Genomic DNA, 17,931 nt, shown 5'->3' on the forward strand with positions numbered 1-17,931 from the left:
GCAAGGCTTCCGGGGCATTTGATCCCACTCGAGGCGGGCGGCTGCCCCCTCGAGCTCCCCCGCCCTGTCTCAGGCGGATTTTATTCTGTATAGGTTTTTCGATAAACTGAGAGGGGGCCGGACGGCCCCCTCTTTTGTTTTGGCAGAATTCTCCTTACAGGCACTGGAGATATTTTCCGTACAAAGTCATGCTCAGCTCGTCCCCGATGGCGTGGACGTGGTCGGCGGTGATCCAGCCCTCCTGGAGCCCCAGCTCCTCCAGACAGCCCACATAGCGTCCGGTCTCGTCCTGGATCTCCTTGATGGTCTGGCCGGCGGTGAGCAGACTGTCCGCCGTACCCGCGTCCAGCCAGGTGAACCCCTTCTCCAGGGGGATGACCTGGAGCTGCCCCCGGCGGAGGTACTCCAGATTCACGTCGGTGATCTCCAGCTCCCCGCGGGCGGAGGGCTTCAGGTTCCCGGCGATCTCCATGACCTGGTTGTCATAGAAGTAGAGGCCGGGGACGATGTAGTTGGACTTGGGGTGGCGGGGCTTCTCCTCGATGGAGATGGCCCGGCCGCTCTCGTCGAACTCCACCACGCCGAAGGGGCGGGGGTCCTCCACCCAATAGCCGAAGACGGTGGCCCCGGACCGGCCGGCGGCGGCCTGCTTCAGGGTGGCGCCCAGGGAGGGGGCGTAGAAGATGTTGTCCCCCAGCACCAGGCACACGTGGTCGGCGCCCACAAACTCCCGGCCGATGAGCAGGGCGTCGGCGATGCCCCGGGCCACCGGCTGCTCCGCGTAGGTGATCTGCAGCCCGTACTGGCTGCCGTCCCCCAGCAGGGCCCGGAAGGTGTCTGTCTCCCCCGGGGGGACGATGACCATAATATCAGAGATCCCCGCCTGCATCAAAATGGCGATGGGATAGTAGATCAGCGGCTTGTCATAGACGGGCAAGAGCGGCTTACACACCGGCTTGGTCATGGGATAAAGGCGGGTGCCCTTTCCCGCGGCTAATACAATACCCTTCACAGCATCCTCCTGTTTTCTGTCGGCTGCCTCTTAACGAAATGGAGCAAAGTGCCCCATTAGGTCGTCAAAATCCCGAAACAGCCTGGATTTCTGACCCATTCAATATATCATGTTCCATAACCCTTTTCAAGGGGCTTTCCATTAAGAGTTTATGAATATAGGCGCCGAAGGGGGCTGGTCCTAGTTCTCCCGGTCTGCGGAGCCGTCCGGCACGCCGGCGGGAAGATCCGCGAACTGCCTCAGAAGGGCCATGCAGCGGTTCAGGCAGGACTCCAGGTCCTCGGACCCGTCGGAGCTGAAGCTGAAGCGGAGGAGCTCCGCGGCGAAGCTCAGCTTCAGGTGCTGAAGGGTCAGCTCCCGGTGGAGCTCCGGCTCCTCTCCGATCAGGACATAGATGGGGACGGAGAGGGCGCGGGCCAGGCAGCTCAGGCTCTGGAGAGAGGGGTTCCCCTCCCCGCGCTCATAGGCGGACAGGCTGCTGGCAGAGATGCCGGAGCGGTCCTCCAGCGCCTCCAGAGAGAGGCTGCACCGCCTGCGCAGCATACGGAGCTGTGCGCCGAACCTTTTTCGCAGTTCTTCCTGCGTCAACGCGGCATCCCCTCCTTCCTTAAGCTGATTCGCTTGCTGAGAACAGGATACCTGATTCCAAAAATTCTGTCAATTCCTCTTTGCGCCGGCTTCAGGCCGCCGGAGCGGCGGAACAGCGGAAGATTCCGGAGCATTTCCTCACCCGCGCTCCCGGGGCGGGAGAAGATTTTCAAAAAAGCCATATTCATTTTTCGGATTTTATGGTATGATACCAATGAATGCGCGGCCGCCTGGGATTTGAGGCGGCCCGGCGGGGAAAGGAGAGTGACGGACATGAAAAGACATTGGAGCGCGGGGCTGTTCTGGCTGGCGGTTCTGGTGCTGACTCTGTCCGGCTGCTTCTTCCGGGCGCCGGCGGACCTGTATCAGAGTCCGGAGCAGTCGGCGGACTACCTGAGCCTGACCCAGACCATCCGAAACGCGAAGAACGCCCTGTCCCAGGAGTACGGGGTGGAGGTGGAGGACATCTCCGTGATGAGCGGCAACAACACCGCCCTCATTCAGCTCCAGGATATGGACGGGGACGGGACAACGGAGACGGCGGTCACCTTTTTCCGGGTGCCCGACGCGGACCGGCCTTTGAAGATCTACTTTTTTACCAAGTCGGATGAGGACACTTATACCGCCAGCGCGGTGGTGGAGGGGACCGGCTCCTCCATCTACCGGGTGGACTATGTGGACCTGAACGGAAACGGGACCAAGGAAGTGGTGGTCAGCTGGCAGATGAACACCGGCGCCTACCTCTTGGGGGCCTACTCCCTGGAGGAGGTCATGAACCGCAACGTACAGCAGGCGGCGGTCTCCTCCTCCGCCTCCGGGGCGGCGGCGGTGCCCAAGCAGGACGCCCTGCGGGCCGAGGAGTGGATGACCACCGCCTATACGGAATACGCCCTCTATGATCTGGACCAGGACACCCGCACGGAGATCGCGGTGATCCAGGTGGACCCGGCGGGCACCAACAGCACAGTGCAGATCTACGGCTGGCGGGACGGCACCTTTATGATCCGGGATACCGTCTCCCTGTCCGCGGGAATCGTCAGCAACGGCATCCGGAATGTAGCCGCCAACCTCCTCCGGGGGGAGGAAAACGTGCCGGTGCGGGCCCTGTATATCTCCAGCGAACTGGCCGACGGGCGCCATGCGGTGGATGTGGTGACCTACCGGGACGGGAAGCTTGCCAATCTGAGCCTGGATGAGACCGGCGTGAGCCGGGACGTGCTGGACCGGTATGTGGATCTGGACCCCGCGGACGTCAATGAGGACGGGGTGCTGGAGCTGCCCAGCCCCATCCAGCTGCCCAGCAGCAGCGACACCTCCGCCTCGGATTTCTGGCTCATCGACTGGAGCCAGTACACCAGCCGGGGGACAAAGGAGTATGTGTGCACCACCTACCACAATATCGCCGACGGCTGGTACCTGACGGTCCCGGAGGATTGGAAGGACCAGATCACGCTGAGCCGGAACGACTTTGTCACGGGACAGCGGGCGGTCTCCTTCTACCACCTGGACGAGAAGGGCCAGCGGGAGAGCAGCCCCTTCCTGGTGATCTATAAGTTTGCCAGCCAGTTCAGCCGGGCGGAGACCTCCAACCGGTTCCTCCTGCGGGAGGAGGAGGGGGCGGTATACGCCGCCACCCTCTACGACAGCGACTGGGACTGCGGCATGGACAGCACAGAGCTTCAGGCGGCCTTCCATCTGATCCAAAGCAGCTGGACCGACTGACGGGAAGCCGATGAGAGGGAGACAGACATGAGAAAAGTTTTGGTTTTGGAGGATGAAGAGAATATCCGCAGCTTTGTGGTCATCAACCTGAAGCGGGCGGGCTATGAGACCATCGAGGCCGGCACCGGGGAGGAGGCCCTGGCCCTCATCAAGGAGGACCCGGGCATCAAGGTGGCGCTGCTGGACATCATGCTGCCCGGTATCGACGGCTTTGAGGTGTGCCGCCGCATCCGGGCCATGGACAGCAAAATCGGAATCATCATGCTCACCGCCCGCACCCAGGAGATGGACAAGGTCACCGGCCTGATGACCGGGGCGGACGACTATGTGACCAAGCCCTTCTCTCCGGCGGAGCTCACCGCCCGGGTGGACGCCCTGTTCCGCCGCACCGGCGGCGAGGAGGAATCCGTTTCCGCCGACGAGATCAGCCAGCCCCCCTTCCTGCTGAACACCCGCAACCGGACCCTGGAGAAAAACGGCCAGCGTGTGAAGCTCACTCAGGTGGAGTACGGCATCGTCAAGCTGTTCATGGAGAATCCGGGAAAGGCCCTCTCCCGGGAGGAGATCCTGGACGCGGTGTGGGGCAAGGACTACTTCGGCGAGCTGAAAATCGTGGACGTGAACATCCGCCGCCTGCGCATCAAAATCGAGGACAACCCCACGAAACCGACGTATGTGAATACGGTGTGGGGCTACGGTTATAAGTGGGGCAGCTGAGACGGCTGTTACGGCTGTCATAGACGGCACAGCACTGAGAACGCACAATTCATTTTTAAGGAGGTGGAGACATGGCCAAAAAAGTAAAGATCACGGACCAGCGGAAGATCCGGGGCATCCGCCGCCGCTGGCTCATCAACAGCGTGGGCGTGGTGCTGCTGGTGCTGGTGCTGGCCCTGGCCACCTTCTCCGCCGCCATCTGGAGCTACTACTACTCCTCCACCACGAGCGACCTGCAGCGCCGGGCGGAATCCACCGCCGGCGGCTTTGCCTCCTATACCCGCAGCCAGTATTGGACCAACGCCCAGAACGCGGTGCAGCGCTTTGAGGAGAAGACCAAGCTGGAGCTCCAGTTCCTGGACACCTCCGGCTCCGTCCAGTACTCCAGCAACGACCTGGCCGCCGGCACCACGCCGGACACGCCGGAGATCCAGGAGGCCCTGACCAACCAGGAGGTCCAGGTGTGGATCGGCTCCGACCCGGATACCGGAGAGCGGATCGCCACCGCCTCCGCCCCCATCGTCTACCACGGGCAGACGGTGGCGGTGGTGCGCTATGTGACCTCCCTGGTGAACATCGACCGGCAGTATGTGCTGGCGGTGGCCCTGGCCTGCCTGCTGGGGGCGGTGATTTTCGCCCTGGTCTACTTCTCCAACCTGTACTTTGTCCGCTCCATTGTGGAGCCCATTGCCAGCATCACCGAGACTGCCCGGCTCATCGCCGACGGCAGCTACGGGGTGCAGATCGAGAAGAAGTACGACGACGAGGTGGGGGAGCTCACCGACACCATCAACGACATGTCTCTGAAAATCAAGCAGTCGGAGAAGACCCAGTCGGAGTTTATCTCCTCCGTCTCCCATGAGCTGCGCACCCCTCTCACCGCCATCACCGGCTGGGCGGAGACCATCCAGAGCGGCGAGCTGAAAAACCCCGAGGACGTGCGGAAGGGCATGGACATCATCGTGTCCGAGGCCCGGCGGCTCACCAACATGGTGGAGGAGCTGCTGGAGTTCTCCCGCATCTCCGACGGCCGGTTCACCCTGTCGGTGGAGCCCATGGACCTGAAGGCGGAGCTGGAGGACGCGGTGTACACCTACCGGGAGTTCTTCCGCCGGGAGGGCATCGAGCTCACCTACCAGGACTGCCCGGAGGAGATGCTCCCTATCAGCGGCGACCCGGAGCGGATGCGTCAGGTGTTCTGCAACCTGCTGGACAACGCGGCCAAGCACGGCGGCTCCGGCAAGCGCATCGACGTGTCCATCGCCCAGGACGGGGAGGAGGCGGTCATCCGCATCCGGGACTACGGCCCCGGCATCCCTGAGGAGGAGCTGCCCCACGTGAAGTACAAGTTCTACAAGGGGAGCTCCAAGGCACGGGGCTCCGGCATCGGCCTGGCGGTGTGCGAGGAGATCGTCACCCGCCACGAGGGGACCCTCACCATCGGCAACGCGGAGGGGGGCGGCTGTCTGGTGACCATCCGCCTGCCCATTGAAGCCTAGCGTGCCGGGAACCTTGCAATTTTCCCAAAAACTTGATAAAATACCCTGGGCGCGGATGCGCCTGCGGGGATGCGCCTGCGGGGATGCCTGTCCCCCGATCCAAAGGAGAAACTACTGCTCATGCGAACAACGGAAGAACAAAACAACTGTCAGACCTGTCCCGCCGGCGGGTTCAAGACCATGTGCGGCGGGCAGGCCCTCATTGAGGGCATCATGATGCGCGGCCCCAAAAAGCAGGCCATCGTGGTGCGCAAGCCAGACGGCGAGCTGGCCGTCAAGGAGAGCCAGCTGAAATTCATCAAGGACCGCTACCCGGTTCTGGGCCTGCCCCTGGTCCGGGGGGTGGTGACCTTCTGCGCCTCCATGGTGGAGGGGGTCAAGGCCCTCATGTTCTCGGCGGAGTTCTACCCCGAGGACGAGGAGGCGGAGCCGGAGGAGCCCTCCAAGTTCGAACTGTGGCTGGAGAAGCGGCTGGGCAGCGAGAAGATGGCCTCTCTGGTGGTCACCCTGGCGGTGATCCTGGGCATCGGCATGTCCATCGGCCTGTTTTTCCTGCTGCCCACCCTGCTGGGGACGGCGGTCACGGTGGTGACCGACTCCATGCTGGTGCGGAACGTGGCGGAGAGCCTGCTGAAGCTGGCCATTTTTGTGGGGTATCTGGCCCTGTGCTCCCGGATGAAGGACATCCACCGGGTCTTTGAGTACCACGGGGCGGAGCACAAGACCATCTTCTGCTACGAGGCCGGTCTGCCCCTCACGGTGGAGAACGTGCGCAGGCAGCCCCGGCACCACCCCAGGTGCGGGACCAGCTTCCTCTTTATGGTCATCGCCATCTCCATCATCGTGTCCACCATCGTCTTTGCCATCTGGCCGGTTCACCACCCGCTGCTGCGGTTTCTGGCCCACCTGCTCATGCTCCCCATCATCGTGGGGGTGAGCTATGAGTTCAACCGGTGGGCGGGCCGCCACGACGGCCCCATCACCAAGATTTTGACCGCCCCCGGCCTGTGGCTCCAGAATTTCACCACCTTCGAGCCGGACGACTCCATGATCGAGGTGGGCATTACGGCGCTGAAGCTGGTGCTGCCCGAGGTGAAGGGCGAGGACGCGTGGTAAAATGCAGAATGCAGGAATGCAGAATGCAGAATGAATGGGGAGCGGCGTGGCCTGCGGGGTGAAAACACGCCGGCTGGAAATTCCTGAGCCGTGTTTGAAAAAAGCAGGGGCAGTTGAGAGTTATATTCTGCCTTCTGCATTTTTCATTACAACAAAGTGGGGGGTGAACGAAATGGCGACCACCTATAACAACCTATATCTGGACACCCGTGCCCGGCTGAAGAAGGCCGGGGTGGAGGCCGCCCAGCTGGAGGCCCGGGAGCTGCTGTGCTACGCCTCGGACAAGAGCCGGGAGCAGCTCTACCGGGATATGCCCCTGTACGTCTCCGGCGAGTTGGAGAAGCGGGTGGAGGCCCTGGTCCAGCGCCGTCTGGCGGGGGAGCCGGTGGCCTACATCGTGGGGGAGTGGGAGTTTTACGGCCTCTCCCTGGACATCTCCAGCGACGTGCTCATCCCCCGGTCGGACACCGAGGTGCTGGCCGAGCGGGGCATTATGAAGGCCAAGGCGGCCGGAGAGGGCTGCCGGGTGCTGGACCTGTGCGCCGGCAGCGGCTGCGTGGGGCTGGCCGTGGCGGTCCACGCCCCCCAGTGCCGGGTGGTGCTGGGCGAGCTGTCCGAGGGGGCCCTGCGGGTGTGCAAGCAGAACGTGCGCCGCAACAACCTGAACGCCCGGGTGACCTGCCTGTCTGTGGACGCGATGGAGCCGCCTCCCGCCGCCCTGTGGGACTTTGACGTGGTGGTGTGCAATCCCCCCTACATCCCCTCCGGCGACATTGCGGGGCTGGACGTGTCCGTGCGGGACTACGAGCCCCGGATGGCCCTGGACGGCGGGGCGGACGGCCTGGACTTTTACCGCTTTATCGCCTCCAAGTGGAAGAGCGCCATCCGCTTGGGGGGCACTTTGCTGTTTGAGGTAGGCATCGGGCAGGCCCCCGATGTGGAGGAGATCCTCTCCCAGAACGGCTTTGAGCAGATCCAGACCACCGCCGACACCCAGGGCATCTGGCGGGTGGTGGAGGGCACCATCAATAATTGACAATTTACAATTGACAATGGACAATGGGTGCGCGGCGGAGCCGCGTGCGGGGAAAAGTCCGGTCAATGGGACGAATCCAGCGGTAAGCTGTTGACACAGAAGAAAGCCGGCCCGGAGAGGAAAACGGGCCGGAGGCAAAGGAGATATGAAGTATGGCGACCAAGAAACCGGCGGTGGAGAGTGCGTCTCCCGCCTCGGATAAGAAGAAGGCGCTGGAGACGGCGGTGGCCCAGATCGAGCGGGCCTACGGCAAGGGCTCCATTATGCGCCTGGGTGAGAATGTGGACGTGATGGTGGAGTCCATCCCCACCGGCTCCCTGTCTCTGGACCTGGCTCTGGGGATCGGCGGACTGCCCCGGGGGCGGATCATCGAGATCTACGGCCCCGAGTCCTCCGGTAAGACCACCCTGGCCCTCCATGTGGTGGCCGAGGCCCAGAAGCGGGGGGGCGAGGTGGCCTTCATCGACGCCGAGCACGCCCTGGACCCCACCTACGCCCGGGCCCTGGGGGTGGACATCGACTCCATGCTCATCTCCCAGCCGGACACCGGCGAGCAGGGCCTGGAGATCTGCGAGGCCCTGGTGCGCTCCGGCGCCATCGACGTGGTGGTGGTGGACTCGGTGGCCGCGCTGACCCCCCGGGCCGAGATCGAGGGCGACATGGGCGACTCCCACGTGGGCCTGCTGGCCCGGCTCATGAGCCAGGCCCTGCGGAAGCTGGCCGGCTGCATCGCCAAGACCAACTGTATCGTCATCTTCATTAACCAGCTGCGCGAGAAGGTGGGCGTGGTCTACGGCAACCCGGAGGTCACCACCGGCGGCCGGGCCCTGAAGTTCTATTCCTCCGTGCGCATTGACGTGCGGCGTGTCGAGGCCCTGAAGAGCGGCTCCGAGATCATCGGCAACCGCACCCGGGCCAAGATTGTGAAGAACAAGGTCGCGCCCCCCTTCCGGGAGGCGGAGTTCGACATCATGTACGGAGAGGGCATCTCCAAGGTGGGCGAGCTGCTGGACCTGGGCGTGAAGCTGGACCTGGTGCAGAAGAGCGGCTCCTGGTTTGCCATGGGCGAGCTGCGCCTGGGTCAGGGCCGGGACGCGGCCAAGCAGTATTTACGGGACAACCCGGACCTGGCGGAGGACCTGGAGCAGAAGATCCGACAGAACTCCTTCAAGCTCCTGTCCAAGCAGGGGCAGGCGGCCGCCCGGGCCGCCGGCCGGGCGGTGGACGTGTCCGCCGACGACTTCGAGGACGGGGAGGAGTAATCCCCTGTGGTCATTCAGCAGCTGAAGCCCTCTCAGCGGGTGGCGGGCCGCTGGCTGGCGGTGATGGAGGACGGCTCCATCCTGCGCCTGGGGGAGAATGAGGTCTTAAACTTCTCCCTGTACGCCGGGAGGGAGCTCACCGACCAGGAGGCCGAGCAGCTCACCGCCTCGGCGGAGAAAAACAGCCGCCGGGAGCGGGCCCTGAATCTGGCGGCGGGGAAGCCCATGTCCCGCCGGGAATTAGAGCGCAAGCTGGCCGGCTGGGGCGCGGGGGAGGAGGAGCAGGCCGCCGTCTGCGACCGCCTGGAGGAGCTGGGCATCCTCAACGACGCCCAGTACGCCGAGCTGGTGGTCCGCCACTACTCCGCCAAGGGCTGCGGGGAGCGGAAACTCCGGGACGAGCTCTACCGCCGGGGGGTGCCCCGGGATCTGTGGGAGGAGGCCCTCACCCAGGCGGAGGACCCGGCGGAGGCCATCGACGCCTTTGTGGCCAAAAAACTGAAAGGGGCCGCTGTCAGCGACCCCAAAGAGTTGAAAAAAGTGTCCGACGCCCTGGCCCGCCGGGGGTACTCCTGGAGCGACATCTCGGAGGCCCTGCGGCGCTACGGCGCACAGTGGGAGGATTAGGCGGAAATCTCCATCAGCTCCAGCATCAGCTGCCCCCCAAACTGACTGCCCCTGCGGAAGGCGTCACACTCCAGCCCCCGCAGGACCGCCCGGAGCTTCGGGAGGAACTCTTTGGGGAGATGTTCGGACGCCCCGTCCAGGGCGGTTAGAATATCCTTGGGCAGTTCCAGCAGAGGGTCCTCCTCAAAGAGATTTAGTGTTTCGTTGAAGTAGAATTTGTTGAGATATTCAAACATCAAAAAACATCCTCTCTTTTAAAATGAGATATGCTTATGTTAGTTTTTATCTAACATAAGCATATCAGGTTTTATCTACGTTGTCAAGGAGATTTTATGTTCCAACAACAATTATTTGGAGAGCGCCTAAAAAAGCTCCGGCTTGAAAATCGAGTCTCCCAACAGCAGATAGCCGATTTGCTCCACGTTACCAGAACACAGGTGAGCGATATGGAGAACGGGAAAACAGGTACTTCACTGGTTCGGCTGGTTCTGCTGGCGGAATTTTACCATGTCTCCACCGATTACCTCCTGGGAATCACCGACGACCCCGCCTGGAGGGGCAAATAACTCCCTAAGCCTTCCCCTTTAGGGGAAGGTGCCCCCGAAGGGGGCGGATGAGGTCCCTTGGGGAAATTTCGCCGCTCCGGCGGCGAGTGACTTTTTGGGCGCCCAAAAAGTCACCAAAAAAGCGCTAGGGGGTCGGCTCAGAATGGACACTTCGTGTCCATATTCGCCGTCCCCCTAGGACCCCCATTTACGGGGGCCGCCAATTAGGCCGCCTTGGCGGTCGACGCAAAGGCGCGGGTGGCTCAGCTGACTGGTTCCCGTTCTATCACCGCTGCTGCTGAGCTTCCGGTAGCCTTTGGGTGTTTCTCCTCCTGGTTGGAAGCGCGCCTTTGTGCGGGGTGGGGCCCAAGTTCGGCTCGGATGGACGGCGGGAACGGAACGGGTTTGGTTTTTCGTAGGGGCCGGTCCCAGACCGGCCCGCGGGAGGGGCAATTCCCCATCCCCTCTGTCTCGCTACGCTCGACATCATCCCTACCCCTTTTGGCCTACGGCCATTTCCCCCTGATAGGGGGAATCGGCCCCTTGATAAGGGGAGTCGTCCCCTCCCCTACGGGTTTTAAGAAAGCCTTTCGGGGTTGGGTAGGGGAGCCCCTTGGGGCTCCCGTCGGGGGCGTGCGGGCCAAGAAGTCACCCTCATCCGTCTGGCCTAGCGGCCAGCCACCTTCCCCCTGGAAGGGGGAAGGCTTGAGCGGGCGGGTCTGGGACCCGCCCCTACGGCGAATTACGAAAACGGTTTCACGCCTTCGTAGGGGCCGGTCCCAGACCGGCCCGCCAGGATTCGCACCGGGAGCGTTGGCTGAAAAAACCCAGGCGCAGTTATGGAACCGCACCGGCGGCAATTTTTGCAACCCCAGGGCCCGGTGGCCCGGAAGGAATCGCGGAAAGCCACTCAGATTTTGCGCGCCGGAAATATTGCAAGACCTGACAGGTACGCGTCCCCCGTAATGGGGTCCGGGGAAAGCAGTCCTATGGACCTAGGCGGAGCGAAGCGGAGCCGTAGTCCATCGGCTGCGTCCCCGGCGGCGTTTTGGTTACTTTGCCGCCGTGGGCAAAGTAACCCGCCGTCCGCAGACGGCGGAATCTCTTGCGAAAAAACAAAGAACATTGGAGCGATGATGATGCCATACAAAGTAGCCTTTGTCTCTCTCGGCTGTGCCAAGAACCTGGTAAACACCGAGCAGATGATGGCCCTGTGCCGGGACGCCGGCCACACCGTCACCGGCGACCCGGAGGGGGCCGACGTGGCGGTGCTGAACACCTGCGGCTTTATTGAGTCCGCCAAGAGCGAGGCCATCGAGAACATTCTGGAGCTCTCCCAGCTGAAGGACCAGGGCAAGCTGAAAAAACTGCTGGTGGCGGGCTGCCTCACCCAGCGCTACCCCGACGACATCCGCACCGAGCTGCCCGAGGTGGACGGCATGCTGGGCACCGGCAGCTACACCGACGTGGTGACGGCGGTGGAGGAGCTCATGTCCGGGGAGCACCCGGAGCACTTTGAGCGCATCGACCGGGCCTATGACGACGGGGAGCGGATGGTGACCACCCCGCCCTACACCGCCTATCTGAAAATCGCCGAGGGGTGCAGCAACGGCTGTGCCTTCTGCATCATCCCCAAGCTGCGGGGACGGTACCGCAGCCGCACCATGGACTCCCTCCTGCGGGAGGCCAAGGAGCTGGAGGCCCGGGGCACCAAGGAGCTCATCGTCATTGCCCAGGACATCACCCGGTACGGCCTGGATTTGAAGGACGGCTCCTCCCTGGCGGGACTTTTGAAGGAGCTGTGCAAGCTGGACTTCCACTGGATCCGGCTCCACTACCTGTACCCGGAGGTCATCACCGACGAGCTCATCGACGTGATCGCCCATGAGAAGAAGATCGTCCACTACCTGGACATCCCCATCCAGCACTGCAACGACCGGATCTTGAAGGCCATGCGCCGCCACAACACCCGGCAGGAGCTGGAGGAGCTGTTTGCCAAGCTGCGGAAGGCCATCCCTGACGTGGTGCTGCGCACCTCGCTGATCTGCGGCCTGCCCGGGGAGACCGACGAGGAGTTCGAGGAGCTGTGCGACTTCCTCCGGGAGCAGAAGCTCCAGCGGGCCGGCGTGTTCCAGTTCTCCCCGGAGGAGGGCACCCTTGCCGAGCGGATGGAGGACCAGGTCCCCGGTGAAGTAGCCGCCCGCCGGGTGGAGCTGGTGGTGGACCTCCAGTCCCGTATTATGGACGAGTACAACGAGGAGCGGCTGGGCACCGTCATGGAGGTGCTGTGCGAGGGCTTCGACTCCCAGGCGGGCTGCTTCGTGGGCCGCACCTACGCCGACTCGGTGGAGATCGACGGCCACGTGTACTTCACCGCCGCGGGTGTGGTCCCGGCCGGCGCCTTTGTGAACGTGCGCATCACCGGCGTGTCCGACGGGGATTTGACCGGCGAGGTGGAGGACTGAGCCGTCTCTTTTAACAGAGCGACCCTGTAAGTATCACGTATCCCGTCCCCAACCCCGGCGGGCGGCCCGGTGTGCCGCCCCTACGGTGAATTTGGAAACCGTCCTTCTTTTTCGTAGGGGCCGGACACTGGACGGCCGTGGAGCGGCCTTTGGCCGCTTACCTCATCCGTCACGCTTCGCGTGCCACCTTCCCCTAAAGGGGAAGGCTTGCGGGCGGCTAATAGCCGCCCCTACGGAGGATAACGGACGATTCCCGAGAACGGCGGGCGGGTGAGGGCACCCGCCCCTACGGCGTATCCAGCACCGGGAACGTTTGCTCGGCAAAGCCAGGCGCGGGAGTTGAACCGCACCAGCGGCAAATTTTGCAGACCCAGGGCCCAGTGGCCCGGCGGGAATCGCGGAAAGCCACTCAAATTTTGCGCGCCGGAAGGGCATTGCCCACCCAGAGGGGGAGCCACCGTAATGGGGGGCAGGGGAAGGCTTGCGGGCGGGTGAGGGCACCCGCCCCTACGGCGTATCCAGCACCGGGAACGTTTGCTCGGCAAAGCCAGGCGCGAAAGCGGAACCGCACCAGCGGCAATTTTTGCAAACCCAGGGCCCAGTGGCCCGGTGGGAATTGCGGAAAGCCACTCAAATTTTGCGCGCCGGAAGGGCATTGCCCACCCAAAGGGGTAACCCACGTAAACGGGGTCCGGGGAAAGCGGTCCTATGGGCACGAAGTGCCCATCGGCCGCGTCCCCGGTGGCGTTTTGGTTACTTTGCCGCCATGGGCAAAGTAACTCGCCGCCCGCAGGCGGCGAAACCTTCTGCGAACAACGGAACCCATTCCGAAACTTGCCCCCTCATCCGCCCCCTTCGGGGGCACCTTCCCCCCAGGGGGAAGGCTTTTCAGGAGGATCTTTGTAAGCATACGCATTACCAACGTGTCCGATGAGGATTTGACTGGTGAGGTGGAGGACTGTCTTGAGTTTACACTAAACTTTGTACAAACTCAAGGGGCAAATCTGACGAAAATGAGCGGGTACTTTTTGATAAAATGTACTTTTCTTAGTGTATTTTGTGTGGTACAATAAAAAAGGAGTGGCATAATATGCCCATAAGCTATGACAAATTCTTTCTGTTGCTGAAACAGAAAGGCTTGAAAAAGTATGACCTCCGAAAAAATAAGGTTATCGGTGTCGCCACGCTAGACAATATGCGCACGGGAAAACGCCATATTGATACCCGCACCATCGAAAAGCTGTGCGCCTATCTGCACTGCCAGCCGGGGGACATCATGGAATACATCCCGGCCGAGGAAACAGACAAAGGAGAAACGAACCAATGAATACCGCCAACAAGCTGACCATCCTCCGGGTGTTTATGATCCCGGTGTTTCTGCTGGTGCTCTACCTGGATGTGCCCAACGCCAACTACTGGGCCCTGACCATCTTTGTGATTGCCAGCCTGACCGACACCCTGGACGGGTACATCGCCCGCCACTACAACCAGACCACCGACTTCGGCAAGTTTATGGACCCCCTGGCGGACAAGTGCCTGGTCACCGCCGCCATGCTGTGGTTTGTGGAGATCGGCCAGATGCCCGCCTGGGCCCTGCTGGTGGTCATCATCCGGGAGTTCGGCGTGTCCGGTCTGCGGATGGTGGCGGCGGACAAGGGCCGGGTCATCGCCGCCGGCTGGTCGGGCAAGGTCAAGACCGCCTCCACCATGGTGTGCATTGTGCTCATGTTCCTGCCCATCCCGGCGGAGCTGAACCTGGCCTGTGTGGCGGTGATCGTGGTCACCACCATCTACTCCGGCGTGGAGTATTTTGTCAAGAACCGGGACGTGATCTCGGAGATCAAGTAAAAAGTGTTCAGGCAGGGCCGTATAAACGGCCCTGCCCTTTTTCGTACAAAAATTTCAGAAATTGTGCAGCCTTTTCCCCCGGAATCCCGTGTAATAAGTAAAGAGAAAAAGGAGGCGAGGGTATGGAACGGGAGGAGGCGGAGCGGCTGGTGGCCCAGTACGGCTCCGCGGTGTACCGCCTGGCCTACGCCCGCACGGGGAGCCGGGAGGATGCGGAGGACGTGACCCAGGAGACCTTTCTCCGCCTGGTGCGCTCATCCCCGGTCTTTCAGGACGGGGCCCACGAGAAGGCGTGGCTGCTGCGGGTGGCCGCCCACTGCGCGGCGGATGTGTTCCGGGCCCCCTGGCGGAAGCGGGACCTGCCCCTGGAGGCGGCGGCGGGGGCCTCAGTCCCTCCCCCGGAGGAGCCGGACGGGAGCGTGCTCTCGGCGGTGCTGGCTCTGCCGGAGAAGTACCGGCTGCCGGTCCACCTGTTTTACTACGAGGGCTATTCCATCAAGGAGGCGGCGGCAATTCTGGGCCGGCGGGAGGGCACCGTGCGGGCGCAGCTCACCCGGGCCCGGGCCATGCTGCGGGACAGATTGGAGGCGGAGCGCACATGATGGAACAGAAATACCGGCGGGAGATGGACCGGGTGGAGCTGTCCCCGGACCAGCGCGCCCGCATTGTCCAGGCCATGGTGGAGGAGCCGCCCCGGAAACAGCGCCGGCGGCCCCCGGTGCGGCTGCTGATAGCGGCGGCGCTGGTCTGCGGGGTGCTCACCACCTCGGCCCTGGCCCTGTCTCCCGCCCTGCGGGACTACCTGGCCCAGGCCCTGGGCAGCTTCACCTCCTACAGTCAGGAGCCGGAGGGGGCTGTGGCGGCGGACGAGAAGGTGGAGGTTCGGGTGGTGTCGGCGGTGACCGACCAGTACCGGATGAAAATTTATGTGGAGGCACAGGACCTGACCGGGGAATATTTTACCGACGACCGCATCCTTATGTGGTGGAAGATTCCGCGGGAGTGGGGAGGTGCGAGTGTTTCTTCCGTGCCCTATGCCATCGCCTACGACCCGGAGACCCACACCGCCCTCTTTGAGCTGAACCTGAGCGGGTACCAGCGGGCGGAGGTGAGCGAGGAGCTGGAACTGACGGTAGATTGGATTCAAGCTGGGCAGATGGAAGTGGAGACCACGGAGGCCCTGCCGGTAGAGCTGCTGTCCGACCAGTACCTGGAGACCATGACCCTGGACAACGGGAACCTGGTTCTGGTCCCGGAGCAGACCCCCGCGGAGCTGGAGGGAACGGACCTGTTCCGCCTGTCCTCCCTGGGCTTTGCCCCGGACGGGACCCTCCAGGCGATTTTTGAGCTCTCCCAGGAGCTGGCGGAGGACGACAGCATCCTGCTGGGGAAGAATGAGCTCTCGTTTACAGCCCTTGTGGACGGCGAGCTCCCCTTTGGCGAGGATACGGAGTGGGAGCACTACTCCTTCACCTGGAACGGAAGGCCCTATGTGGGCTGCGGTCAGAAAATGCCGTTGACTGACAAAGACCGGGTGACACTGAGCAATGTGTCCGGGGGGCTGACGAGACACATTTCGGGCCCCTGGACCATCTCCTTCCCGGTGGAAAACATTCCGGTGAAAGAAATCGAACTCACCGGAGACATCGGAGAGTGGTCTTATCCCACCACGTTTGCCATCAGTCCCTTGGGGGCCATGATGACTGGGAGCATCGACGTGGGTTCCTGGGGCAACGGGCCCTTCGCGGTAATTTATGAGGACGGGACCCGGTTTGAGGATGTTACGGTGAGACACAGCATCTTTACCCCTGGGGAGCTGTGCGTCCTGGGCAACTGGGAGTTTACCGAGCCACTGGACCTGGACCGGGCTGTCACGGTGGAAATTGGGGACTGGCAAATCCCCCTCACCGGCCCGGAGGCGGGCGTGGTGCGGCCCCAATAGCACAAGAATCCCCCTGGGCAGCGGCCCAGGGGGAAATTCTTTCTTCGATTATGAGAGCTCCAGATGCCCGATGACCTCCTGGAGCTGCTGGGCGGAGGAGAGGAGGGCGGACTTCTCCTGGGGGGCCAGGGGGATCTCCAGCACGGTCTCCACCCCGTCCTGGCCCACAATGGCGGGAATGCTCAGGCACAGGTTTTCAAGGCCGTACTCCCCCTCCAGCACCGCCGAGATGGGCAGCATGGCCGACTCGTTTTTTACGATACACTCGGCGATGCGGGCTACCGCCATGGCGATGCCGTAGTAGGTGGCCCCCTTGCGCTCAATGATCTCATAGGCGCTGTCCCGCACCTCGTGGTAGATGCGGTCCAGCTCGGCGCGGTAATTTTTCTTCCCCCGCAGCTGGCAGAAGTGGTCCAGGTCCAGGCTGGAGATGTTGGCGCTGCTCCACACCGCCAGCTCGCTGTCCCCGTGCTCACCGATGATGGCGGCGTGGACGTTCCGGCTGTCCACCCCCAGGTACTGCCCCAGCAGGTATTTTAGGCGGGCGGTGTCCAGCACCGTCCCGGAGCCGATCACGTGCTTGGCGGGCAGGCCGGACAGCTTCCAGGCGGCGTAGGTGAGCACGTCCACCGGGTTGGACACCACCAGCAGAATGCCCTGGAACAGCCTCTTGGTGAGCTCCGGGATGATGCTCTTTAAAATGGCCACGTTTTTGTCGATCAGGTCCAGCCGGGTCTCGCCGGGCTTCTGGTTGGCCCCGGCGGTGAGGATGACCATGGCGCAGTCGGCCACGTCGTCATAGGTCCCGGCGTAGATCTGCATGGAGGCGGCGTAGGGGAGCCCGTGGCTCAGGTCCATGGCCTCCCCCTCCGCCTTGGCCTGGTTGGCGTCGATGAGCACCAGCTCGGAGTACAGCCCCCGCTGCATCAGGCTGAAGGCGATGGACGACCCCACAAAGCCGCAGCCGATAATGGCCGCCTTTCGGACGTTTATCATAATGGGCACGCTCCTTTCGTTTCTCCGTGCTATTCTGTCCCATTTTCCGCCGGGACATTCCGGCGGGAGGGGAAGGAGCGTCCTTCTTCGTCAGCCTTCTGTGACGGCGGCCAGCAGTCCCCGGCAGCCGGAGAGCACGTCCTGCCAGGTGGCCTCAAAGTCCCCGGTGTACCAGGGATCTGCCACCTCTTGGCCGGATCGGCCGGCGTAATCCAGCATCAGATGGATCTTTTCCCCCGGGTCGCCGCCGCAGATGCGGCGCATATTCCGGATGTTGGCCTGGTCCATGCCGATGAGCAGGTCCCAGTCCTCATAGTCCTCCCGCCGCAGCTGCCGGGCCCGCTTGCCCTCACAGCTGATGCCGTGCTGGGCCAGCTTCCGGCGAGCCGGGGGATAGACCGGGTTGCCGATCTCCTCGGTGCTGGTGGCCGCGGAGGCGATAGAAAACTGGTCCTCCAGCCCCGCCTTTTTCACCAGGTCCTTTAAAACGAACTCAGCCATTGGGCTTCTGCAAATATTGCCGTGGCACACAAAAAGTATTTTGGTCATCTTTTTA

At 62.8% G+C, this 17,931-nt stretch carries 18 protein-coding genes; 13 read left to right on the top strand and 5 right to left on the bottom strand.

Annotated features, from left to right (window positions below; translation table 11 throughout):
* Positions 1-154: 154 nt before the first annotated feature.
* Both rfbA and H6B31_RS07530 read right to left on the bottom strand, forming a co-directional pair.
* Positions 155-1,012 (bottom strand): glucose-1-phosphate thymidylyltransferase RfbA, encoded by an 858-nt coding sequence (gene rfbA / locus H6B31_RS07525; RefSeq protein ID WP_204897990.1) that lies wholly within the window; start codon positions 1,010-1,012, stop codon positions 155-157.
* A 180-nt stretch (positions 1,013-1,192) separates the two neighbouring features.
* On the bottom strand, positions 1,193-1,600 hold the full coding sequence (locus tag H6B31_RS07530) for a helix-turn-helix domain-containing protein (RefSeq protein ID WP_275960095.1): 408 nt from the start codon (positions 1,598-1,600) through the stop codon (positions 1,193-1,195).
* A 273-nt stretch (positions 1,601-1,873) separates the two neighbouring features.
* On the opposite strand from H6B31_RS07530, the gene H6B31_RS07535 reads away from it, so the two are divergent.
* The 7 genes from H6B31_RS07535 to H6B31_RS07565 all read left to right on the top strand — a co-directional run bounded on the left by H6B31_RS07535 (position 1,874) and on the right by H6B31_RS07565 (position 9,579).
* Complete coding sequence (locus tag H6B31_RS07535; protein WP_204897992.1) at positions 1,874-3,322, top strand: hypothetical protein; 1,449 nt, start codon at positions 1,874-1,876, stop codon at positions 3,320-3,322.
* Between the two features lie 27 nt (positions 3,323-3,349).
* On the top strand, positions 3,350-4,039 hold the full coding sequence (locus H6B31_RS07540; RefSeq protein WP_191343184.1) for a response regulator transcription factor: 690 nt from the start codon (positions 3,350-3,352) through the stop codon (positions 4,037-4,039).
* Between the two features lie 71 nt (positions 4,040-4,110).
* A complete protein-coding gene (locus H6B31_RS07545) occupies positions 4,111-5,538 on the top strand; it encodes a sensor histidine kinase (RefSeq protein WP_204897993.1) in 1,428 nt (475 codons plus the stop codon).
* Between the two features lie 120 nt (positions 5,539-5,658).
* Positions 5,659-6,654: a DUF1385 domain-containing protein gene (locus H6B31_RS07550; protein ID WP_243418911.1), complete on the top strand. Its 996-nt coding sequence runs from the start codon at positions 5,659-5,661 to the stop codon at positions 6,652-6,654.
* A 172-nt stretch (positions 6,655-6,826) separates the two neighbouring features.
* Positions 6,827-7,690 carry a peptide chain release factor N(5)-glutamine methyltransferase gene (prmC, locus tag H6B31_RS07555; RefSeq protein ID WP_204897994.1) on the top strand — a complete coding sequence of 288 codons (864 nt, stop codon included), beginning with the start codon at positions 6,827-6,829 and terminating at the stop codon, positions 7,688-7,690.
* Between the two features lie 152 nt (positions 7,691-7,842).
* Entirely contained in the window at positions 7,843-8,952 is a 1,110-nt protein-coding gene (recA, locus tag H6B31_RS07560; protein WP_204897995.1) for a recombinase RecA, read from the top strand.
* A gap of 6 nt (positions 8,953-8,958) precedes the next feature.
* Positions 8,959-9,579 (top strand): RecX family transcriptional regulator, encoded by a 621-nt coding sequence (locus tag H6B31_RS07565; protein ID WP_204897996.1) that lies wholly within the window; start codon positions 8,959-8,961, stop codon positions 9,577-9,579.
* On the opposite strand, the gene H6B31_RS07570 is transcribed toward H6B31_RS07565, so the two are convergent.
* On the bottom strand, positions 9,576-9,815 hold the full coding sequence (locus tag H6B31_RS07570; RefSeq protein ID WP_204897997.1) for a hypothetical protein: 240 nt from the start codon (positions 9,813-9,815) through the stop codon (positions 9,576-9,578). The two genes, H6B31_RS07565 and H6B31_RS07570, sit on opposite strands and share 4 nt — an antisense overlap.
* 96 nt (positions 9,816-9,911) lie before the next feature.
* On the opposite strand from H6B31_RS07570, the gene H6B31_RS07575 reads away from it, so the two are divergent.
* The 6 genes from H6B31_RS07575 to H6B31_RS07600 all read left to right on the top strand — a co-directional run bounded on the left by H6B31_RS07575 (position 9,912) and on the right by H6B31_RS07600 (position 16,379).
* The gene (locus H6B31_RS07575) at positions 9,912-10,145 is read left to right on the top strand and encodes a helix-turn-helix domain-containing protein (protein WP_204897998.1); all 234 of its coding nucleotides are present in this window, start codon (positions 9,912-9,914) and stop codon (positions 10,143-10,145) included.
* Between the two features lie 1,118 nt (positions 10,146-11,263).
* The gene (gene rimO / locus H6B31_RS07580) at positions 11,264-12,589 is read left to right on the top strand and encodes a 30S ribosomal protein S12 methylthiotransferase RimO (RefSeq protein WP_204897999.1); all 1,326 of its coding nucleotides are present in this window, start codon (positions 11,264-11,266) and stop codon (positions 12,587-12,589) included.
* Between the two features lie 1,090 nt (positions 12,590-13,679).
* Complete coding sequence (locus H6B31_RS07585) at positions 13,680-13,916, top strand: helix-turn-helix domain-containing protein (RefSeq protein WP_204898000.1); 237 nt, start codon at positions 13,680-13,682, stop codon at positions 13,914-13,916.
* Positions 13,913-14,437, top strand: a complete 525-nt coding sequence (pgsA, locus tag H6B31_RS07590) for a CDP-diacylglycerol--glycerol-3-phosphate 3-phosphatidyltransferase (protein WP_204898001.1) — start codon at positions 13,913-13,915, stop codon at positions 14,435-14,437. Before H6B31_RS07585 ends, pgsA begins: the two co-directional genes overlap by 4 nt.
* A gap of 122 nt (positions 14,438-14,559) precedes the next feature.
* Positions 14,560-15,039: an RNA polymerase sigma factor gene (locus H6B31_RS07595; protein ID WP_204898002.1), complete on the top strand. Its 480-nt coding sequence runs from the start codon at positions 14,560-14,562 to the stop codon at positions 15,037-15,039.
* Positions 15,036-16,379, top strand: coding sequence for a hypothetical protein (locus tag H6B31_RS07600; RefSeq protein ID WP_204898003.1), 1,344 nt, complete (start codon positions 15,036-15,038; stop codon positions 16,377-16,379). The genes H6B31_RS07595 and H6B31_RS07600 overlap by 4 nt, the downstream gene beginning before the upstream one ends.
* Before the next feature lie 48 nt (positions 16,380-16,427).
* Here H6B31_RS07600 and H6B31_RS07605 read toward each other — a convergent pair whose 3' ends face one another.
* Complete coding sequence (locus H6B31_RS07605) at positions 16,428-17,375, bottom strand: L-lactate dehydrogenase (RefSeq protein WP_204898004.1); 948 nt, start codon at positions 17,373-17,375, stop codon at positions 16,428-16,430.
* A gap of 90 nt (positions 17,376-17,465) precedes the next feature.
* The gene (locus H6B31_RS07610; protein ID WP_204898005.1) at positions 17,466-17,924 is read right to left on the bottom strand and encodes a low molecular weight protein-tyrosine-phosphatase; all 459 of its coding nucleotides are present in this window, start codon (positions 17,922-17,924) and stop codon (positions 17,466-17,468) included.
* Positions 17,925-17,931 lie beyond the last annotated feature (7 nt).

Origin of the sequence: Pseudoflavonifractor capillosus (assembly GCF_016899775.1) — a bacterium.
Lineage (GTDB): Bacteria > Bacillota > Clostridia > Oscillospirales > Oscillospiraceae > Lawsonibacter.